Source organism: Kushneria marisflavi (assembly GCF_002157205.1).
GTDB lineage: Bacteria > Pseudomonadota > Gammaproteobacteria > Pseudomonadales > Halomonadaceae > Kushneria > Kushneria marisflavi.
The window spans coordinates 2,640,076-2,659,949 of the sequence record NZ_CP021358.1; the positions used below are offsets into that span (position 1 = coordinate 2,640,076).

The following is a 19,874-nucleotide window of genomic DNA, read 5'->3' on the forward strand; positions in this document are numbered from 1 at the left end:
TGTATCCGTATACAAGCATTGTTTACCGCCCGTATGTTTCAAGCATCCTGATATCTCTTGCTTTTGAAAACAGGCTGGATATGCTGTATGAAAACAGTGTTCGATCACAAAATATAACAGACAGGAATTTTCATGGCGCGCCCAAGACAGCATTCACCGGAGGAGCTGCATGCCAGCGTCATGGCGGCATGCGACAGTTGGCTCAAGGATCATCCCATCCATGCCCTGTCACTGCGTTCCATTGCCCGCGATGTCGGCTGTGCGCCCAGCACGCTGCTCAAGCTCTATGGCAGCTTCAACAATCTGCTTCAGTACGTCAACCTTGAAACGCTGGATAGCCTGAAGGGCCAGATCGACACCTTTCAGGCTGGTACCCCCGATGAGCGCCTGAGCGCCCTGGCCAGAGCCTATTGGAACTTTGCCCACAGCTACCCGCATCGCTGGCAGCTGCTGTTTGATTATCCACTGGCTGAAGAGGGGGAGCTCGATACCCGCCAGGGTCGGATGATCGAGGCACTTTTCCTGCGTGTCGAGGCCACCCTCAAGGAAGTTCAGCCACAGATGGCAGATCTTGAGGCCAGCCGTCTGGCACGTACCCTCTGGGGCAGCGTGCACGGTCTTGTCCAGCTGGGGCTCAATCAGCGGCTGGGCTATGGCCAGGGCCAGGCGCTTGAGGTGACCGAGCTGCTGGATCAGCTTTTGTTTACCATTCTGGCCGGTCTGCGTGCCGGGGGAGCCGCTCGTTGAGAAATGTCCTGAGCCTGATGCGCAGTCGGTTCTTTGCGCCCTTTTTCTGGACCCAGGCGCTGGGCGCCTTTAACGATAACGTTTTCAAAAACGTTCTGTTGCTGCTGGTCACCTTCGTGGCCGTTCCCCGACTGGGCTGGGATGCAGGGTTGATCAACAATCTGGCCGCGGCGCTTTTTATTTTCCCCTATCTGCTGTTTTCTGCCTGGGGCGGGCAGCTGGCCGATTATCGTGACAAACGACAACTGATCATCGCGCTTAAATGGCTGGAGCTTGGCACCATGACCTGTGCGGCGCTGGCCATCTGGCTGGATGCCTACGCCGTGCTGCTGGGGCTTTTGTTCATGATGGGGACCCAGTCGGCGCTTTTTGGCCCGGTCAAATATGCCATTCTTCCGCAGCATGTACAGCGTACCGAGCTGGTGCAGGCCAATGCCTGGGTTGAGATGGGCACCTTTCTGGCCATTTTGCTCGGCACGCTCGGTGCCGGCATCCTCATGGCGCTGGGGGGCAGCCATACGCGTTTGCTGATTGGCATGACGCTGGTGGTGGTCTCACTGTGCGGACTGGGGGCGGCCTTGCTGGTACCACCGGCGCCAGCCCATTTCCGGGGGCAGCTGAAATGGCAGCCCTTGCGGGGATCCTGGCAGGTGCTTTCAAGCGCCTGGCGAGCGCCGCGCATCTTTCGAGCCCTGATCGGCATCAGCATGTTCTGGTTTCTGGGGGCCTGTTATTTAACCCAGTTGCCGCTGTGGACCAGTCATGTCGTCCATGGACAGGCGGGAGCGGTGACCATGCTGTTGGCCGCCTTTGCCGTGGGTGTTGGGCTGGGGTCGCTGATCTGTGCCCGCCTGTCGGCTGGTCGGCTGGAGGTGGGGCTCGTTCCCATCGGGGCCTTCGTACTGGCGCTGGCGGGTTTCGATTTTGCCGTGCACCCGGCGCTGGGGACTGGCATCAATACCCTGGCAGAGCTTGTAGGCATGCCGCGCTTCTGGTGGATGCTGCTGGATCTTATCCTGATCGGGATCGGTGGGGGGCTCTATATTATTCCTCTATATACGCTGGTACAGATCCGCAGCAGTGATGAGCATCGGGCACGCATGATTGCGGCCAACAACATCCTCAATGCGCTTTTCATGGTGCTGTCAGCAGCCTTTGGTGCCGTGATGATCGGCATTCTGGAAGTATCGCTGCATACCTTTTTTGCGTCGCTGGCAGGCATATCCCTGCTCACTGCACTGGTCTGTACCGGGCTTCAGGCGCGTCCCATGATGCGTATCAGTATCTTTGTACTGGTCAACATGTGGTATCGATTGCGCATTCGGGGGATCGAGAATATCCCCGACGAGGGGGCCGCGATAGTGGTCTGCAATCATGTCAGTTTCATGGATGCACTGGTCATGGGGGGGGCCAGCCCGCGTCCGCTGCGCTTTTTGATGGACAAGCCCATTTATGAATCCCCCTGGCTCAACTGGTTCTTCCGCATGGCCGGCGCCATTCCGGTGGCTTCGGAGCGTCGTGATCCCAAGGGCATGCGTCGGGCGCTGGATCTGGTCAGCAAGGCGCTGCAAAACGGTGAAGTGGTCATGCTCTTTCCCGAAGGCCGGCTGACCCGCAATGGCCATATGAACGAGTTCCGTCGAGGGATCGACCTGATTCTCAAGCGTGACCCGGTTCCGGTGGTCCCGGCGGCATTGTCCGGCCTCTGGGGATCATGGTCATCGCGCTATGGCGGTATGCCTTTCAAGGGAATGCCCAGACGTTTTCGCGCGAAGGTCTGTCTGAGTTTTGGTGCGCCCATGGCATCCGAGACGACGACCCGAGAGTCGCTGCAGGCAAGCGTTGCAGCCCTCAAGACCAGTATTGATGGTTACGCCAATAACAAGCCTTTCCGCGCCCCGGAAGAATCGCTGGAGCATGGCGACCTGTCCCGGCAGGAGCAGGGTTAAAGTCGGGTCAAAGGATAGGGCGGGCACCTTCCAGCCCGGTCAGGGGGTTGGCGGCATGGGAAGCTCAACCGTGACGGCCAGTCCGCCCAGATTGCTCTCATCCAGCTTGATCTCGCCACCGTGGTGGTGAACGATCTGCTCCACGATTCCCAGACCCAGACCGTGGCCGGTCACCTGTTCATCCAGGCGCGTGCCGCGGCCCATTACCCGGCTTCGCTGCTCCGCCGGAATACCGGGTCCGTCATCTTCCACCAGCATGACGAATCGTCGCCCTTCACAGGACATGGTCAGGCGTGCCAGGCCATGGGCCCACTTGCCGGCGTTGTCCAGCAGGTTGCCCAGAATCTCCAGTAGCTCGTCACGATCCCAGGGCAGGGGCGCCAGAAGTGCGCTGTCATTGATGAAGGTGACATTGGTGTGAATCTCGCGCAGCGTGTCCAGCAGGGGCTGAATGTCGCTGCCCGGTTGAAAGCGGGCGGCCGCAGAGACTTCGCCGGTATCCAGTCGGGCGCGTTGAAGCTCTTTCTCCACCAGACGGTGAATGTCATCCAGACGCGCCTGAAGTGATTTGCGCAGATCGGGAAACTGTTCGAGTTCACGACGTGCCAGCTGGGTTTCCATCACCGACAGCGGGGTCTTGAGTGCATGGCCCAGATTGGCGATGCCGTCACGAGAACGGTTGAGCACACGTTCGATACGTTCGAGCTGGTGATTGAGCTCTTCGACAAATGGAGCGATCTCATCCGGCACCCGGGTTTCCAGCGCCATCCGCTTGCCTTCATGAAGCTGCGCCAGTTCGCGCTGCAGTTTTTCCAGCGGCATGAGCCCCAGGCGAATGACGCGGCGCTGGATGAATACCAGCAGGATCGCCATGATGCCGCCAAGCCCCCAGATGCACAGGCGGAGCCAGTCCAGGCGCCGGGTGACGGTGCTGTAATCCAGAGCCGTGGTGATGGTGAAATGGTGTTTGCCGCGATGGTATTGGCCGGTCCAGGCCAGCAGGGACTGGTTCTCGGGCCCCTGACGAATCTGGGCGGTATCACCCTCTACCGGCTTCAGGCGATGGTCCCAGAGAGAGCGTGAGCGCAGATGGATATTGTCGTCGATATCGATGACAAAGTACTGGCCCGAATAGACCTGATTGAAGGAGGCACGAAGGCGCAGCGGGTCGATCTGAACCTGGCCGTCCCGATCCACGGGCAGGGTGGCCAGGCTTTCGGCGTCCTCACGCAGCCGCTCTGTCAGGTAGTCACGCAGGACGTAATCAAAAAGCACCACGCTGCCGTGGGCCAGTAACAGCATGACTACCAGTACCGAGGCCAGCAGCCCCAGATCGAGACGGCGCGTCAGTGACATCAGGCGACGACGCTATCACCGCCGAAACGGTAGCCCTGGCCTCGCTGGGTGATGATCACGCCACGCCCCAGCTTTTGGCGCAGGTGGTTGATATGGACTTCGACCACGTTGGGATTGCGATCGTGCTCACTATCGTAGAGGTGATCGAGCAGACGGTCCTTGGCGATGACATGCTCGGGGTGAAGCATGAGATAGCGCAGAATCGCAAACTCGGCTCGGGTCAGATTGACCGGGGTTTCATTGGAGGTGCGCCAGGCGCTCTGACCATTTTCGTCCAGCACGACCCCGGCCACCGAAATGGTTGGAGAGGGACGCTGACCGTGACGGCGGCGCACCAGTGCCTGAAGGCGCAGAATCAGCTCATCAGGGTGGAAGGGTTTGGGCAGATAGTCATCAGCCCCGGCACGCAGTCCAGTAATGCGTTCACTCCAGCTGGAGCGAGCGGTCAGAATCAGTATGGGCGTGTCGAGCCCATCGGCTCGCCACTGTTCCAGCAGCGTCAGTCCCGGACGACCGGGCAGACCCAGATCCAGGATAATAATGTCAAAGGGTTCGCTGGTGGCCATGACGGCGGCATCGCGGCCATCCGTGCACCAGTCAACGGCGTAGCCGTTCTGGGTAAACAGGGCAGTCAGTTCATCCGCAAGCGGGACATTGTCTTCAATCAATAGCAGCCGCATGGTTATCCCTTTAATCTTCTTCCAGATCCAGGTGCCTGCCGGTGACGGCATCGAAACGAAGCGCCCTGATTTGTCCATCATGATCGAGCATGTCGATTTCGTAAACATAGCGCTGACCGACGCAGTCGAGCTTGGCCTCGAGCAGTTTCCCGCTGCGATATTCGCGCGCTTTCTCGAGTATGACCGGAAAGGGCTCAATATGGCCATTTTCGGTCATCTGAAGCACCTCGTCCTGAGAGACATCCTGGCCTTCCTTCTGGCAGGCATACGCCATCGCAGCAAGCGTCGGGAACGTCGCCAGGCAGCAAAGAGCGCACAAACGCAGTAGGCGGCTATCCATGAACATCATGTTGACCTGTTGCACATAAAGTGTGCGAAAAAGTGAGCGATATCATCATGCGTTCCTGGAAAGGCCATCATGGATATCGCGCAACTTAACAAAACAGGCTTAATTCAATCCCAAAAGCGCCCTTGCGCATTTGTCCGGTTTGATTATTGGTGCATGTCAGCGGCGCGCGTTGTACGCCTTTGTGTCTGCCAGCAGCGTGTCGATGTGATCAGGTTTTCCTTGATTTCAAGAATTTCGAGACGCACGGTGCCGATCTCCAGGCTGGCCGGCGCATCGGGGAAGGATTCCAGATATTCCAGAATCAATCCGTTGAGCGTCTTGGGGCCGCTGGTGGGCAGCTGCCAGCCCAGCACCTTGTTGATCTCACGGATGTTGGCCGTACCATCAATGATGTAGCTCCCATCATCCTGCTGATGGATTTCCTGATGTGTATCGGCAATATCGGTGGTGAACTCCCCAACGATCTCTTCAAGAATATCCTCGAGCGTGACCAGCCCCTGCACATCGCCGTATTCGTCGACCACGATGCCAATGCGCCGCTTTTGCTGCTGAAAATTGAGCAGCTGGGTATGCAGGGGGGTGGATTCGGGCACGAAATAGGGCTCGCGCGCTTCTTGTACAATGGAAGCCTTGCTCACATTGGGCTGGGACATGATGCGAGCGGCATTACGCAGGTGCAAAATACCGACAATATTGTTGATGTCGCCCTTGTAGACCGGCACGCGTGTGTGCTGACTGGTACGAATTTCTGACAGCAGCGTGTCCAGATCGTCCTCGAGATTGAGCCCGACCACTTCATGACGTGGCACCATGATGTCGTTGACCGTGACATTTTCCAGATCAAGAATCGAGATCAGCATGGTCTGGTGGCGACGGGGGATCATGGTGCCGGCTTCATGCACGACGGTGCGCAGCTCGTCGCGGGTCAGGTGGGCGGCGCTGCCATCAATCTCGCGAACGCCTGCCAGGCGCAGCAGGCCATTGGAAATACCGTTGACCAGCCAGACAAGTGGATAGAGTACGCGCAGCAGGGGTTCAAGGATCAAAGAGGCGGGAAAGGCAATCTTGTCCGGGCGCAGGGCAGCCAGCGTTTTGGGTGTGACTTCGGCAAAGATCAGGACGACCAGCGTCAGAATCGCCGTCGAGATGGCGGGACCCGACACTTCGCCAAAAAAGTGAATGGCAATGATGGTGCCAATCGAGGCTGCCAGGTTATTGACGAAGTTATTGCCGATCAGAATGACGCCGATCAGGCGGTCCGGGCGCGACAGCATGCGCAGCACCCGTTTGGCAGACTTGTGTCCTGTATTGGCCTGATGCTTCAACCGGTAGCGGTTGATGGACATCATGCCGGTTTCCGAGCTCGAGAAGAAGGCAGACAGGATAATGAGCAGCACGAGCAGGGCAAACATCAGCCCCAGGGGAGTGTCATCGCTCAAGGTCGGTGGATCCTCGGAATCAGTTATCGGTCGTTTTTAGAAATTTGTGTCATGAGTGTCAAGGCGACATTGGCAGAAACTGCCATGGAATGCCGGCCGAATCAGCCATGCAGCAACTGTACGATCAGCCTGGTGCCGAAATAGGCCAGTATCAATACGATAACAGCGCCCAGCGTCCAGCGAATGGCCAGAGAGCCGCGCCAGCCTCGCTGATATCGACCCCAGAGAAGGATGGAAAAAAGCACCCAGGCCAGCAGGGATAATACGGTCTTGTGGACCAGATGCTGGGCAAACAGGTCGTTGATGAACAAAAAGCCACTGATGATCGAGGCGGTCAGAAAGGCCATGCCATAGGTGATCAGCTCGAACATCAGCCGTTCCATGGTCGTCAGGGGCGGCAGCACCTGAACGATGCCACGAAGATGGTTGTGCCTGAGGGCATGCGTCTGAATGGCCAGCAAAATGGCCTGGCCGGCGGCCATGATCAACAGCGCATAGGCCAGTACGGAAGTGGCGATGTGTACCAGCATGCCCGGTGTAAACCCGTATTCGATGCTGGACTGCGGAAAGCCGACGGCTCCGATGACACTCAGGGCTGCCAAGGGATAAAGGCCTACTGCAGCCGGCATCAGCGGTTTTTTAATGCTGGCCAGTAATAGAAGGGCTGCGATCAGGAAAAAGACCAGTGAAATGGTCTCGGAAATGCCCAGATGCAGTCCTTCATGTGCGCGCAGGGTGGTGTAGACCACGATGCCATGACCCGCGACAGCCAGTGCGCTGGCCGCATTCACAAGCCCCTGGCGAACGGGCAGGCGCCGGGTGAGCGACAGCATCTGACGGCAGGCGGCGGTGCAATAAAACACGACTGCCACAAGGGCAGAAAAAAGCGTGAGCATCGTTATATGACAATCCGTATGGAAATCGCGAACCTGACGTGCGAGTCGTGATGCAGATCACGGGGCTTGACTACTATACCGAGACCCAACCCTGATCGAAACCGGACATGTCAGGGGAGGGAGCGACAGGCCTCTTGTGTGGATCAAAATCCGGTTGTTCACGAATCCTTGTCAGGCTGGTGTATGGCGGCGCCTTGAACCGTTATAATGCGCACCAACATTTTCCGGTCTCGGCATGGGCGCCTTTCACGTTTCTGCCGCCGCCGCTGCACCATCGGAGAAGCTCATGTTTGATAACCTGACAGATCGTCTCTCCCATACGCTCAGATCCGTGACCGGACAGGCACGACTGACCGAGGAGAACATCAAGGATACCCTTCGCGAAGTCCGGCGTGCCCTGCTGGAAGCCGACGTTTCGCTGGCAGTGGTCAAGGATTTCGTTGAACGCGTTCGCGCGCGAGCCGTGGGTCAGGAGGTCTCCAAAAGCCTCTCGCCCGGTCAGCAGTTCGTCAAGATCGTCCAGCAGGAGCTGGAAGCGACCATGGGCGAGGGCAATGTGCCGCTCGAGCTCAAGCAGACGCCTTCCGTCATTTTGATGGCCGGTCTGCAGGGCGCGGGCAAGACCACCTCCGTTGCCAAGCTGGCTCGCTTTTTGCGCGAGCGTCAAAAGAAAAAGGTGCTGGTAGTGTCGGCGGACGTCTACCGTCCGGCGGCCATCGATCAGCTTGAAACGCTGGCCCATGAGGTCGGTGTCGAATTCTTCCCCTCGACCAGCGAGCAGCAGCCGGTCGCGATCGCTGAAGCGGCCATTCGCCACGCCCGTATCCAGTTCTTTGATGTGGTGCTGGTGGACACCGCCGGCCGCTTGCATATCGACGAGACCATGATGGGCGAGATTCGCGATCTCCATCGTGCCATCTCGCCGCAGGAAACGTTGTTCGTGGTTGATGCCATGACCGGTCAGGACGCCGCCAATACGGCGCAGGCCTTCCACGAGGCCCTGCCGCTGACCGGTGTGATCCTGACCAAGGCCGATGGCGATTCCCGTGGGGGTGCTGCCCTGTCGGTACGCCATATCACCGGCAAGCCGATCAAGTTCATGGGCATGGGGGAGAAGACCGATGCGCTCGAGCCCTTCTATCCGGACCGCGTGGCCTCGCGCATCCTCGGCATGGGAGACGTGCTCAGTCTGATCGAGGAGGCCGAGCGCAAGGTTGATCGCGACAAGGCCGACCAGCTCTCCAAAAAGATCAAGAAGGGCGAAAGCTTTGACCTTGAGGACTTTCGTGACCAGCTCCAGCAGCTCAAGAACATGGGCGGCATGGGCAGCCTGCTTGAAAAGCTGCCCGGTATGGGACAGATGGCCGAGATGGCTCAGGGGCAGGCCAGCGAGAAGGAGTTTGGCAAGCTCGAGTCCATGATCAATTCCATGACGCCGAAGGAGCGCCGAAAGCCCGATCTCATCAATGGCTCACGCAAGCGCCGCATCTGTGCAGGCTCCGGAACGACCGTGCCCGATCTCAATCGTCTGCTCAAGCAGCACAAGCAGATGCAGAAGATGATGAAGAAGATGGGCAAAAAGGGCGGCATGCAGAAGATGATGCGCGGCATGAGCTCCATGATGGGCGGTGGCGGCATGGGCGGCCCCGGTGGTGGCATGGGCGGTATGGGTGGTCCGGGCGGTTTCCCGCGTCGTTGAGAAGGGCCCGATTTCGCTTGCCTGGGAACTGCATTTATGCAGTTCCCAAGCCTTGAAATTTCCCGTAGAATACCGCGTCTTCGAGAAGCGGCGCGCCTGCGCATGGCGTTTTCCGGAATGAATTTTCCGGCAACGCTCGTGATCAGGATGATGCGCGCAACATGTTTATGGCCTCGTCGTGCTGTTGAGCGACGTTATTCCAACTGAAGGACTTTAAATGGTTACCATTCGTCTGGCACGTGGTGGCGCCAAGAAGCGTCCCTTTTATCACCTGCATGTGACCGATTCGCGCGTCAAGCGTGACGGCCGCTATCTGGAGCAGGTGGGCTTTTTCAACCCGATCGCCCGTGGTCAGCAGGAACGTCTGCGTATCGACCTCGAGCGTATCGAACACTGGCAGGCACAGGGCGCACAGCTCTCTGACCGCGTTGCCGAGCTGGTGCGTTTTGCGCGCAAGCAGCAAACCGCTTCCGCCTGATACATTCTGGAATCGGTATGACGCAGTCGCCTGAGCAGTACGTCGTCATGGGCAAGCTGACAAGCCCCTATGGCGTGAAAGGGTGGCTTCGCGTGTATTCGTGGACCAGCCCCATGGAAGGTATCCTTACCTACGGGACATGGCTGGTTGAGCACAATGGGCAGCGTACGCCCATGACCCTGCTCAACGGTCAGCGTCACGGCAAGGGACTGGTGGTTCGCCTTGATGGTGTTGATTCACGAGAAGCCGCCGAGCGTGTTGCGGGGGCTACCATCTGGCTCAAGGCCGATGAGCTGCCGGCGCTGGCCAGCGATGAGTATTACTGGTATCAGCTGGAAGGGCTCAAGGTTCATACGGTCGATGGTGTCTCTCTTGGACGTGTCGAATATCTGTTCGAGACCGGTGCCAACGATGTTCTGGTAGTTCGTGGTGAAGACCGTGAACGCCTGATTCCATTTTTGCCGGATGATGTGATTCAAGGGGTGGATCTTGAGGGCGGCACCATGACCGTCAGTTGGGATCCCGATTTTTGATGACTGTCTTCCCCTCAGGCGAGTAATGGATCGTGTGGATTGGAGTGGTATCGCTGTTTCCGGAAATGTTTGATGCCGTCACCCGCTATGGGGTGACAGGGCGCGCTGTCGAGCGCGGCCTGATGCGCATTGACTGCTGGAACCCGCGTGACTACGCGCTTGATCGCCATCGCAGCGTGGATGATCGTCCCTATGGGGGCGGCCCAGGCATGCTGATGAAGGTGGATACATTGCGTAGTGCCATTGCTCAGGCTCGACGTCACGGTGAAGCGCAGGGCGGGCAGGATGATGATGCACCTGTACGCGTGATCTACCTTTCTCCTCAGGGGCGAAAGCTGGATCAGGACGGTGTCAGGCAGCTGGCTGGCTACAGGAAACTGGTGCTGGTAGCCGGGCGGTATGAAGGCATTGATGAGCGCGTGATCGATCTTGATATCGATGAAGAGTGGTCCATTGGTGACTACGTGCTCAGCGGTGGTGAACTGCCGGCCATGGTGCTGTGTGATGCCGTGGCACGACTGGTGCCGGGCGTGCTGGGGCATCAGGCCTCTGCCGAGGAGGACTCCTTCAGCGCTGGTTTGCTGGACTGTCCGCATTATACGCGTCCGGAAGAGGTTGACGGGCGACGGGTACCCGAAGTGCTGCTGGGAGGACACCATGGCGAAATTCGCCGATGGCGCCTCAAGCAGTCACTGGGACGAACCTGGCAGCGTCGACCGGAACTGCTGCAGGAGATGACACTCGACCGCGAGCAGCGTCAGCTGCTGGACGAGTTCATCGACGAACACGCATCGGTGGATGCCGATGCGGCGGTGCGGGATTAGCGGACCATGGTCCGGATGATGCCGCGTCACCCACGAATCGACCCCGCGCATGTCGCCGGGATCAAGGACGCCGGTGTTGCAGACACTGCTACCGGGTCCAGTCACATTGGAGAAATGTCATGAGCAGCAAAAACCTGATCATCCAGGCGCTTGAAAACGAGCAGCTGGACAGGGAAATCCCGAATTTCGGCCCCGGCGACACTGTCGTGGTACAGGTCAAGGTCGTGGAAGGCACCCGTGAGCGTCTGCAGGCGTTTGAAGGCGTTGTCATCGGCAAGCGTAACCGTGGACTGAACTCCGCGTTCACCGTGCGCAAGATCTCTCACGGTGTTGGCGTTGAGCGTACTTTCCAGACCTACAGCCGTCAGGTTGACAGCATTGAAGTGCGTCGTCGTGGTGACGTTCGTCAGGCCAAGCTCTACTACCTGCGCGATCGTAGCGGCAAGTCTGCACGTATCAAGGAAAAGCTCGCCAAGAAGTCCTGAGCCTTTTCGTGACTGCCCGTTATCATCGGGCAGTTTCTCAAAGACCCCGCACCATGCATCATGGGCGGGGTTTTTGTCTGTTGGATACTGGCCCGTCCGTCATCGGAACTGGAAGACCCAGAGATGACTGCCCGAATCACTGTCGTGTTTTCATGAGAGACCGTCATGTCCAGCCAGCTGATCGATGCCTTTCTTGATGCGCTATGGCTTGAGCGTGGTGCCAGCATGCACACGCTGGATGCCTACCGCCGTGATCTGATGCACTGGCAGCGTTATCTGTCACGTCACGACATGAGCCTTTTGGCGCCGGATAGTCAGACCTATCAAAATCTTATTGATGAGCGACGCCGTGATGGCTATCAGGCGCGCTCCGATGCCCGACTGACTTCCAGTCTGCGGCGTTTTTATCGCTGGGCACTGGTGACCGGCCAGATCCACCATGACCCGCTGGCCGACATCGTGGCGCCAAGGGCTCGTGCGGGACTGCCGGGAACGCTTGAAGAGGAAGAGGTTGAACGACTGCTAGGCGCGCCGGATGTGACCACGCCGCTGGGTCTGCGCGACCGGGCCATGCTCGAGGTCCTCTACAGCTGCGGGCTGCGCGTTTCCGAACTGGTAGGTCTTCGGGTGGACAGCATCAATCTTCGTCAGGGCGTGGTGCGAGTGCTGGGCAAGGGGGATGCCGAACGGCTGGTGCCGATGGGCGAGCCTGCCATTGAATGGCTGGAGCGCTATCTGCGTGAAGGGCGCGGCGAGCTGATGGTCGATATTACTCGAGCCCCCCTGTTTCCGGGTCGCAGCGATGGTTTCATGATGCGACAAACCTTCTGGTATCGCATCAAGCATCATGCTACCCGAGCGGGCATTGATGCCTCACTGTCACCGCATACCCTGCGCCATGCCTTTGCGACCCACCTGCTCAACCATGGTGCCAATCTGCGCGTGCTGCAGGAACTTCTCGGTCATCGCGACCTCTCTACCACACAGATTTACACGCGTGTGGCTCAGGCCCGTCTTGAAGCCATTCATGCCAAACATCACCCAAGGGGCTGAATTATCCATGTCCAGATTGCCTGCTCTCTCCTTTCGTTCGCTTTTGACCGGTACGTTGCTGGCCGGCGCCGTACTTGCTCAGGGTGCCCAGGCCAGTGACGCCGAGATACCAAAGGATCTAACCGATCACCTGGTCGTCAACGGTCAGTCAATGCCGGTGCGCTCGGTAGAAGCCTCACCCGTACCGGGCCTTTTTGAGGTGCAGCTGGAAGGTGGCCAGACGCTCTATAGCGACCGGGAAGGGAAGTATCTGCTGGTTGGCGATCTTTATCGCAACGACAGTGGTCAGATGGTCAATCTGACCGAGCAGAAACAGCAGCAGCATCGCCTGGCGCTGCTCAAGCAGGTACCCGACAAGGACACGGTGGTCTTTCGGCCCGCCGGTGAGGTCAAGGCCGTGATCAACGTCTTTACCGATACCACCTGCCCGTACTGTCGCAAGTTTCATGAAGAGGTGCCCGAGCTCAACAAGCGGGGCGTCGAAGTGCGCTATCTGGCTTTTCCGCGTGCCGGCATGCAGGGCGAAGGCGCACGCGAGCTCAACCAGGTCTGGTGCAGCGATAACCGCACCGAGGCGATGACGGCAGCCACGAAGGGCAAGAAGCTCAAGGGCGCCTCCAGCTGCGATACCCCGGTCGAGACACAGTTCGAGCTGGGCAAGCAGATTGGCATTCAGGGAACGCCTGCGCTGATTCTGCCTGATGGTCGCATGATTCCAGGCTACGTGCCGGTGGATCGACTGGTCAACATGCTGGGGTTGAAGAATTAACCACAAGGCATTCATGGAAGCCGTGCGGGACGTTACACTGCTTCTCCTCCCGGTGTCCTGACGGCGCCGGGAAAACAGTCATGCAGCGTTGAGATCAGTAGACCAGGGGGCAAGACGGTGGAACCGGTAAAGGTAGGCATTTGCGGACTGGGGACCGTGGGCAGCGGCACGTTCAATGTATTGGTGCGTAACGCCCAGGACATTGAACGCCGAGCCGGACGCGCCATTGTGGTGGAGCAGATTGGTGCGCGGCGTGATAGCCCGCAGGTGGACCTGACCGGGATCAATGTTACCCGCGACGTGTTCGAGGTCGCCCGAAATCCTGATATCGATGTCGTGGTCGAGCTGATCGGCGGCTATGACGTGGCCCGCGAGCTGGTGCTGGAAGCCATTCGTCATGGCAAGCACGTGGTCACCGCCAACAAGGCCCTGATCGCCGTTCATGGCAACGAAATCTTCCGCGCTGCGGCCGAGCAGGGCGTTATTGTCGCTTTCGAGGCGGCCGTGGCCGGAGGGATTCCGGTCATCAAGTCTCTGCGTGAGGGGCTGGGCGCCAACCGCATTCAATGGGTCGCCGGCATTATCAATGGTACCGGCAATTACATCCTGACCCACATGCGAGATGAAGGGCGAGCGTTTGAGGACGTGCTGGCCGAAGCTCAGGCGCTTGGATATGCCGAGGCCGATCCGACCTTTGATGTCGAGGGCATCGATGCTGCCCACAAGCTGACCATTCTGGCTTCGATTGCCTACGGTGTGCCGCTGCAGTTCGAGCGGGCCTATACCGAAGGCATTTCGCGCATCACCTTTGATGACGTGAAACAGGCCGACGCGCTGGGCTACATCATCAAGCATCTTGGCATCTCCAAGCGTACCGATGACGGCATCGAGCTGCGCGTGCATCCGGCACTGGTGCCAAAGGAGCAGCTGCTGGCCAACGTCCATGGCGTCAAGAATGCCATCGAAGTGATGGGCGATGCCGTAGGCCCGACACTCTACTATGGTGCCGGTGCCGGCGCCGAGCCAACCGCCTCGGCGGTCGTGGCGGATTTGTTGGACGTGGCGCGCGATATGGCGACGCATCATGACTATCGCACGCCCTATCTTGCCTTCAGCGGTATCGTCGAGGGCGATGAAAGCCTGCCGATCATGCCGATGGAGAACATCGTCACCGCCTATTATCTGAGGCTTCTGGCCGTGGACCGTCCCGGCGTGCTGGCGCGTGTGGCCACCATTCTGGCCGAGCAGGGCGTTAGCATCGAAGCTCTGATCCAGAAGGAAGCCACCGAGGGGGAACTGGTGCCGATCATCATCACCACGCATCGCACCCGTGAGGCGAACATGAATGAAGCGATTCGCCAGCTTGAAGCACTGGCTGACATCGCCGGGCCGGTAACCCGTATCCGCATTGAACACCTTGACGAAAACGTCTGATCAGGGGCGCACAGACCATGCGTTACATCAGTACGCGCGGGAATGCTCCCGCGCTGAATTTTGAAGAAGCGGTACTGACCGGGCTGGCGCCCGATGGCGGCCTGTACGTGCCGGAAACGCTGCCGAAGTTTTCTCGTGAAGAGATCGCGGCCATGGCCGGGCAGCCCTATACCGAGATTGCCTTTCGGGTCATGAAGCCCTTTGTCGGCGGTGAGATCGACGATGACACTCTGCGCGGTCTCATCAACGACAGCTATGCCACCTTCAAGCATGACGCCGTGGTGCCGCTCAAACAGCTCTCGCACAACCATTGGCTGATGGAGCTCTTCCACGGGCCGACGCTGGCGTTCAAGGATGTGGCACTACAGCTGCTGGGCCGCCTGCTGGATTACTTTCTCAAAAAGCGTGGCGAGAAGGCGGTCATCATGGGCGCCACTTCCGGTGACACCGGCTCGGCGGCCATCGAGGGCTGTCGTCACTGTGACAACCTCGATATCTTTATCCTGCATCCTTATCAGCGCGTGTCTGCCGTTCAGCGTCGCCAGATGACCACGGTGCTGGCCGATAACGTCCACAACATCGCCATCGAAGGCAACTTCGACGACGCTCAGGCCATCGTCAAGGCCAGCTTCGCCGACCAGAGCTTTCTCGACGGCACCCGGCTGATTGCGGTCAACTCGATCAACTGGGCGCGCATCATGGCGCAGATCGTCTACTACTTTGCCTCGGCTGTGGCCGTTGGTGCACCGCATCGTGAGGTAAGCTTCACGGTGCCCTCGGCGAACTTCGGTAATCTGTTTGCCGGCTATACGGCCAGTCAGATGGGTTTGCTGGTGAAGCAGTTCGTGATTGCTACCAATGCCAACGATATCCTGCACAGAACGCTGGCCGACAACGACTTTTCCAAGCGCGAACTGGCTGCCACTCTGGCGCCTTCGATGGATATCGTGGTGTCGTCCAACTTCGAGCGGCTGCTCTTTGATGCTTATGATCGCGACGGCGATCGCGTGCGCGCACTGCTGGAGTGTTTCCAGCAGGAGCCCACGGCGCTGGCCGATGCACCGCTGGCCAGGCTGCGCGAGAAGTTCGGTAGCCATCGTGTGGATGATGACACCATCCTTGAGGTGATTCGCGAAGCCTTCGAGCGTACCGGCGAGCTGCTCGATCCGCACACCGCGACCGGCTATCGCGCTGCTGAAGTGGCACGTAGCGATGACACCACGCCCATGATCACGCTGGCGACCGCCCACCCGGCCAAGTTCGAAGACGCCGTGGTCAGGGCCGGTTTTGAAGGGGCGGCACTGCCGGAGTCCATGAGTGATCTGATGGATCGAGAAGAGCGCTATGATGTGTTGCCGGCCGGAGCGCATGACGTTCAGCGCTTTGTGGCAAAACATCGCGTGGCCAGCAGCTGATCAAACGGACAGGCGTTGCCTGCATCACGGAGTGAGGAGGGGACATGCTGAAGGTATGGGGCCGGACCAACTCGACCAACGTCAAAAAGGTGCTCTGGTGCGCCGATGAGCTTGGGCTTGATATCGAGCGTATCGATGCCGGTGGCGAATTTGGCGTCGTGGATGATCCCGACTACCGGGCGCTCAATCCCAATGGCCTGGTCCCCTGCCTTCAGGACGGGGCGCTGGTGCTGTGGGAATCCAATGCCATCGTGCGCTATCTGATGGCGCAGTACGGCAAAGAGCCACTGGCCGCCCATGATCCCGCCTCACGTGCCGAGGCGGACAAGTGGATGGACTGGGCCACCTCGACCTTCGCGGCACCCTTCAGGGATGTCTTCTGGAATACCGTACGGCTATCGTCGGATCAGCGCGACAGTGTGATCAGGGATCGTGGCATTGGCGAATGCACGAGGCTGCTGTCGCGTGTGGATAACGTGCTGGCCGACCAGCCCTGGCTTTCCGGTGAGTCGCTGGGCATGGGGGATATCCCGCTGGGCTGCATGATGTATGCCTGGTTTGAAATGCCCATCGAGCGTCCGGCACTGGTGCATCTCGAGCGCTGGTATCAACGCCTCACCGAGCGCGCCGCCTTTCAGCGCCAGGTCATGACGCCGCTGACCTGACCATTCTGAACGATCCATCAACAGGGCTGCGCCGGCATCAATGATGCCGGCGCAGCCCTTGAGTTTTCGGAGCCCCTGTGGATAACGCGAGCCCTTCCCTGAAAACGCTGCTGGACAAGAAAATCCTGCAGCGTCCCTGTCATGAAGGCCTCTACCGGGAGGCGCTCGATGCCGGCCTGACCGAGCTGCAGGCGCGGATCCTGGCCGGACGTCTCAAGGACCCGCGTGCACCAGTGTCCGCTCTGATTGCGCCGGCCCTGCGCTATATCGAACATCCCGAAAAGCTGTGTGATGCGACCCGCGGTGCCGAGCGCATCGCCCGGGCCGTGATCGACGGGGAGCATATCGGCATCATCACCGACTATGACGTCGACGGGATTACCTCGCACGTGGTGATTCTGCGAACGCTTAACGAACTTTTTGGCGTGCCGCGCGAGCGGCTTCACAGTTTGATTGGTCATCGCATCAATGATGGCTATGGCATCAGCAGCGCCCTGGTGGACAAGACACTGGCGCTCACGCCGCGTCCGTCGCTCATCATCAGTGCCGACTGCGGCTCCAGTGACGAGCCGCGCCTAGCACGTCTGAAGGAAGCCGGTATTGATGTAGTAGTGACCGACCACCACGCCCTGCCCGTGGAAGGTCCGCCGGCTTCGGCCCATGCGGTGATCAACCCGTCGCGCGCTGACTGTGATTATCCCGATGCCACCATCGCCGGTTGCATGGTGTGCTGGCTTCTGATGTCGCTGACCCGCACGCATCTGATCGAGGCCGGCCGGCTGGCCGGTGATACTCCCAAGCTCTCGCCATGGCTGGCCTACGTGGCGCTGGGAACGGTGGCCGACTGTGTCTCACTGGGGGATAGCGCCATCAATCGCGCCGTGGTGACGCTCGGGCTCAAGCTGATCAATCGCATGGAGGCGCCGTGCTGGCGCATGATGGCCGAACGACTGGGGCCTGACAGCACGCCCTTTGATGCCGAAACGCTCGCCTTTCAGATGGGGCCGCGCATCAATGCCCGCTCGCGACTGGATGATCCTTATGCGGCGCTGCATTTCATGCTGGCCGAGGACGATGCCAGCGCGCGTCGCTATCTCAACGTACTCGATGATGACAACCAGTCGCGCAAGGCCATCGAGGCCGATATGGCCGAGCAGGCACGAGCCATGGCCCATCAGCAGCTCGAGCAGGGCGCGCGCGTGCTGGTCGTTCATCTCGCCGACGGTCACCCCGGCGTTCAGGGCATTGTGGCCTCAAGACTGGTGCAGGCTTTCGGGCGGCCGGCCGTCGTGCTGACCCAGGCGCCAGACCCGGAGATGCTGACCGGTTCCGGACGTTCGGTAGAGGGCGTACATCTGCGTGATGCGCTTCAGCGCGCCTTTGAGCTGTCGCCCGAGGCACTGCCACGCTTTGGCGGTCACAGCGGGGCGGCCGGTGTCGGGGTGCCTGTCCATCAGTTGGAAGCCTTTCGCCGCGCGCTGGTCACGGCCATTGATGAGCAGCTGGATGGTCGCGAACTCTATCCGCTGATTCTCAGCGACGGCACGCTCTCGCCGCATCAGCTGGCGCTGCCGATTCTCGATGAGCTCGAGGCGCTGGCACCCTATGGCCGGGAATTTGAGGCGCCGCTGTTCGAGGGCCGCTTCGTGGTGGATCAGGCCCGCCTGGTCGGCAGTGACGGCAACCATCTGATGATGACGCTGGATGCCGGCGATCAAATGGTTCGGGCGATCTGGTTTCGCGCCGTCACGCCCGGCGAGAGCACGCCGGTGGCGGTCGGGGAGGAAATACACTGTGCCTTTCGTCTGTCGCGCAATCGCTATCGGGGTAGGGAGAGCCTGCAACTGATGATCGAGCATGCCACGCCGCATTTTGATTGAACCGAGGCCACTCGACGCCTGCGTGCGGGCTGTCGATAATATCCCGAGGTGCCACAAGCGCCGTGTTTCAGGCACTGCCTATCCGGCGGTCACACAACAACAAGGATATTATCGATGGATACTTCATTGAGTCGACATCGCCTGCACGAGGATGTCATGGCCATCATGCTGGGTTCGGCCTGCGCTGCGCTGGGCGTCGGACTGTATGAACACGCCCAGATTCTGATCGGCAGCACCGCCGGTATCGCGCTGTTGATTACCTATAGCACCGGCTGGGACTTTGGCCCGGTCTTTTTCGTGGTAAACCTGCCGTTTTACTGGCTCGCCTGGCAGCGGGTCGGCCATCAGTTTGCGCTCAAGACCTTTGCCGCCATTGCGCTGCTGTCATTGATCAGCTGGCAGATGCCGCGCTGGATTGATATCGGGGAGGTCTCGCCGCTGTTTGCAGCGCTGATGGGCGGTAGCCTGATCGGACTGGGAGCGCTGGCGCTTTTCCGCCATCGCGGCAGTCTGGGCGGTTTCAACATTCTTGCCCTGTATCTTCAGGACCGGCGCGGCTGGAGCGCCGGCAAGGTTCAGCTCATCCTTGATGGCCTGGTCATGCTCATGGCCTTTTTCGTGCTGCCGCCGGCCAATGTGATCTATTCGATCGTGGGGGCCGTCGTGCTGGGCGTGATTCTGACCCTCAACCATCGCCCCGGACGCTATACCGGCACCAGCAGCAATTAGTCTCCGGCCTGGCTCAATAGTTGGGCCAGAGTCCCGGCGTGACCAGCTCCAGCAGATGGCCGTCGGGGTCGCGAAAATAAACGCTTTCACCACCCGGCGGCCAGTGCGTGCGCCCTTCGATGGCCACGTCATGATGGGCCAGATGTGCCTCCCAGGCGCCCAATGCCTCGGCATCGATGGCCAGCGCGATATGCTGGCGTCCGCCGCCATCGTGGGGCGGAATGGTGCCCATGTCCCCGGGCAGATGTACGGTGTCCTGCGTCTCCCCCTGCAGAAAGATCAGCAGCATCGACTGCCCGGTCGGGTAGGCCGTAAAGCGCTCATCAAAGAGATGGGGCGTCAGGCCCAGCACCGTTTCGAAAAAGGCCCGCGCCCGGGCCATGTCGGCGGTATAAAGCGCGGTTTCGATCACCCCATGAAGGGCGGGGGCAGATTGTTCGGACATGGCTAAACACTCTCGTGGCATGAATCCAAAGGGCAGTGTGGGCGAGCCC

Annotated in this window: 20 protein-coding genes; 14 read left to right on the plus strand and 6 right to left on the minus strand. The window is 59.6% G+C overall.

The window, feature by feature from the left end:
- Positions 1-132: 132 nt before the first annotated feature.
- Together B9H00_RS12070 and B9H00_RS12075 are read left to right on the plus strand one after the other, a co-directional pair.
- Complete coding sequence (locus B9H00_RS12070) at positions 133-747, plus strand: TetR/AcrR family transcriptional regulator (RefSeq protein ID WP_086900851.1); 615 nt, start codon at positions 133-135, stop codon at positions 745-747.
- Entirely contained in the window at positions 744-2,696 is a 1,953-nt protein-coding gene (locus B9H00_RS12075; protein ID WP_236944264.1) for an MFS transporter, read from the plus strand. The genes B9H00_RS12070 and B9H00_RS12075 overlap by 4 nt, the downstream gene beginning before the upstream one ends.
- Positions 2,697-2,735: 39 nt before the next feature.
- Here the strand turns inward: B9H00_RS12075 and B9H00_RS12080 are convergent, their stop codons facing one another.
- From B9H00_RS12080 to B9H00_RS12100, 5 genes are all read right to left on the minus strand, one after another.
- Positions 2,736-4,052: a sensor histidine kinase gene (locus tag B9H00_RS12080; RefSeq protein ID WP_086900853.1), complete on the minus strand. Its 1,317-nt coding sequence runs from the start codon at positions 4,050-4,052 to the stop codon at positions 2,736-2,738.
- Complete coding sequence (locus B9H00_RS12085; protein ID WP_086620708.1) at positions 4,052-4,732, minus strand: response regulator transcription factor; 681 nt, start codon at positions 4,730-4,732, stop codon at positions 4,052-4,054. The genes B9H00_RS12080 and B9H00_RS12085 overlap by 1 nt, the downstream gene beginning before the upstream one ends.
- Positions 4,733-4,742: 10 nt before the next feature.
- Positions 4,743-5,072 (minus strand): PepSY domain-containing protein, encoded by a 330-nt coding sequence (locus tag B9H00_RS12090; RefSeq protein WP_147376546.1) that lies wholly within the window; start codon positions 5,070-5,072, stop codon positions 4,743-4,745.
- Between the two features lie 152 nt (positions 5,073-5,224).
- Positions 5,225-6,520, minus strand: coding sequence for an HlyC/CorC family transporter (locus tag B9H00_RS12095; protein WP_086900855.1), 1,296 nt, complete (start codon positions 6,518-6,520; stop codon positions 5,225-5,227).
- A 101-nt stretch (positions 6,521-6,621) separates the two neighbouring features.
- On the minus strand, positions 6,622-7,416 hold the full coding sequence (locus B9H00_RS12100; protein WP_086900856.1) for a cytochrome C assembly family protein: 795 nt from the start codon (positions 7,414-7,416) through the stop codon (positions 6,622-6,624).
- Positions 7,417-7,702: 286 nt separating this feature from the next.
- Between B9H00_RS12100 and ffh the strand changes: the two genes are divergently transcribed.
- From ffh to B9H00_RS12160, 12 genes are all read left to right on the plus strand, one after another.
- Positions 7,703-9,115, plus strand: a complete 1,413-nt coding sequence (gene ffh, locus B9H00_RS12105; protein WP_086901854.1) for a signal recognition particle protein — start codon at positions 7,703-7,705, stop codon at positions 9,113-9,115.
- A gap of 217 nt (positions 9,116-9,332) precedes the next feature.
- A complete protein-coding gene (rpsP, locus tag B9H00_RS12110) occupies positions 9,333-9,593 on the plus strand; it encodes a 30S ribosomal protein S16 (protein ID WP_086620704.1) in 261 nt (86 codons plus the stop codon).
- 17 nt (positions 9,594-9,610) lie between these two features.
- Entirely contained in the window at positions 9,611-10,126 is a 516-nt protein-coding gene (rimM, locus tag B9H00_RS12115; protein ID WP_086900857.1) for a ribosome maturation factor RimM, read from the plus strand.
- A gap of 32 nt (positions 10,127-10,158) precedes the next feature.
- Positions 10,159-10,950, plus strand: coding sequence for a tRNA (guanosine(37)-N1)-methyltransferase TrmD (trmD, locus tag B9H00_RS12120; protein ID WP_086900858.1), 792 nt, complete (start codon positions 10,159-10,161; stop codon positions 10,948-10,950).
- A gap of 119 nt (positions 10,951-11,069) precedes the next feature.
- Complete coding sequence (rplS, locus tag B9H00_RS12125) at positions 11,070-11,435, plus strand: 50S ribosomal protein L19 (RefSeq protein WP_086900859.1); 366 nt, start codon at positions 11,070-11,072, stop codon at positions 11,433-11,435.
- 165 nt (positions 11,436-11,600) lie between these two features.
- On the plus strand, positions 11,601-12,488 hold the full coding sequence (xerD, locus tag B9H00_RS12130) for a site-specific tyrosine recombinase XerD (RefSeq protein ID WP_086900860.1): 888 nt from the start codon (positions 11,601-11,603) through the stop codon (positions 12,486-12,488).
- Positions 12,489-12,495: 7 nt separating this feature from the next.
- On the plus strand, positions 12,496-13,257 hold the full coding sequence (locus B9H00_RS12135; RefSeq protein ID WP_236944265.1) for a DsbC family protein: 762 nt from the start codon (positions 12,496-12,498) through the stop codon (positions 13,255-13,257).
- A 117-nt stretch (positions 13,258-13,374) separates the two neighbouring features.
- Positions 13,375-14,691 carry a homoserine dehydrogenase gene (locus B9H00_RS12140; protein ID WP_086900862.1) on the plus strand — a complete coding sequence of 439 codons (1,317 nt, stop codon included), beginning with the start codon at positions 13,375-13,377 and terminating at the stop codon, positions 14,689-14,691.
- A gap of 17 nt (positions 14,692-14,708) precedes the next feature.
- A complete protein-coding gene (gene thrC / locus B9H00_RS12145) occupies positions 14,709-16,106 on the plus strand; it encodes a threonine synthase (RefSeq protein WP_086900863.1) in 1,398 nt (465 codons plus the stop codon).
- A gap of 44 nt (positions 16,107-16,150) precedes the next feature.
- A complete protein-coding gene (locus tag B9H00_RS12150; RefSeq protein WP_086900864.1) occupies positions 16,151-16,771 on the plus strand; it encodes a glutathione S-transferase family protein in 621 nt (206 codons plus the stop codon).
- Positions 16,772-16,848: 77 nt separating this feature from the next.
- Positions 16,849-18,651 carry a single-stranded-DNA-specific exonuclease RecJ gene (locus B9H00_RS12155; protein WP_086900865.1) on the plus strand — a complete coding sequence of 601 codons (1,803 nt, stop codon included), beginning with the start codon at positions 16,849-16,851 and terminating at the stop codon, positions 18,649-18,651.
- Positions 18,652-18,765: 114 nt separating this feature from the next.
- Entirely contained in the window at positions 18,766-19,380 is a 615-nt protein-coding gene (locus B9H00_RS12160) for a YitT family protein (protein ID WP_086900866.1), read from the plus strand.
- Positions 19,381-19,393: 13 nt separating this feature from the next.
- Here B9H00_RS12160 and B9H00_RS12165 read toward each other — a convergent pair whose 3' ends face one another.
- Positions 19,394-19,825, minus strand: coding sequence for a VOC family protein (locus B9H00_RS12165; RefSeq protein ID WP_086900867.1), 432 nt, complete (start codon positions 19,823-19,825; stop codon positions 19,394-19,396).
- Between the last annotated feature and the right edge of the window lie 49 nt (positions 19,826-19,874).

Bases quoted from the DNA above. Each gene is read 5' to 3' on its own strand.
- B9H00_RS12090 (WP_147376546.1), bottom strand. From the start codon at position 5,072: ATGGATAGCCGCCTACTGCGTTTGTGCGCTCTTTGCTGCCTGGCGACG.
- xerD (WP_086900860.1), top strand. From the start codon at position 11,601: ATGTCCAGCCAGCTGATCGATGCCTTTCTTGATGCGCTATGGCTTGAG.
- B9H00_RS12080 (WP_086900853.1), bottom strand. From the start codon at position 4,052: ATGTCACTGACGCGCCGTCTCGATCTGGGGCTGCTGGCCTCGGTACTG.
- B9H00_RS12100 (WP_086900856.1), bottom strand. From the start codon at position 7,416: ATGCTCACGCTTTTTTCTGCCCTTGTGGCAGTCGTGTTTTATTGCACC.
- B9H00_RS12150 (WP_086900864.1), top strand. From the start codon at position 16,151: ATGCTGAAGGTATGGGGCCGGACCAACTCGACCAACGTCAAAAAGGTG.
- B9H00_RS12135 (WP_236944265.1), top strand. From the start codon at position 12,496: ATGTCCAGATTGCCTGCTCTCTCCTTTCGTTCGCTTTTGACCGGTACG.
- rplS (WP_086900859.1), top strand. From the start codon at position 11,070: ATGAGCAGCAAAAACCTGATCATCCAGGCGCTTGAAAACGAGCAGCTG.
- rimM (WP_086900857.1), top strand. From the start codon at position 9,611: ATGACGCAGTCGCCTGAGCAGTACGTCGTCATGGGCAAGCTGACAAGC.
- B9H00_RS12165 (WP_086900867.1), bottom strand. From the start codon at position 19,825: ATGTCCGAACAATCTGCCCCCGCCCTTCATGGGGTGATCGAAACCGCG.
- thrC (WP_086900863.1), top strand. From the start codon at position 14,709: ATGCGTTACATCAGTACGCGCGGGAATGCTCCCGCGCTGAATTTTGAA.
- ffh (WP_086901854.1), top strand. From the start codon at position 7,703: ATGTTTGATAACCTGACAGATCGTCTCTCCCATACGCTCAGATCCGTG.
- B9H00_RS12085 (WP_086620708.1), bottom strand. From the start codon at position 4,732: ATGCGGCTGCTATTGATTGAAGACAATGTCCCGCTTGCGGATGAACTG.
- rpsP (WP_086620704.1), top strand. From the start codon at position 9,333: ATGGTTACCATTCGTCTGGCACGTGGTGGCGCCAAGAAGCGTCCCTTT.
- B9H00_RS12070 (WP_086900851.1), top strand. From the start codon at position 133: ATGGCGCGCCCAAGACAGCATTCACCGGAGGAGCTGCATGCCAGCGTC.
- B9H00_RS12160 (WP_086900866.1), top strand. From the start codon at position 18,766: ATGGATACTTCATTGAGTCGACATCGCCTGCACGAGGATGTCATGGCC.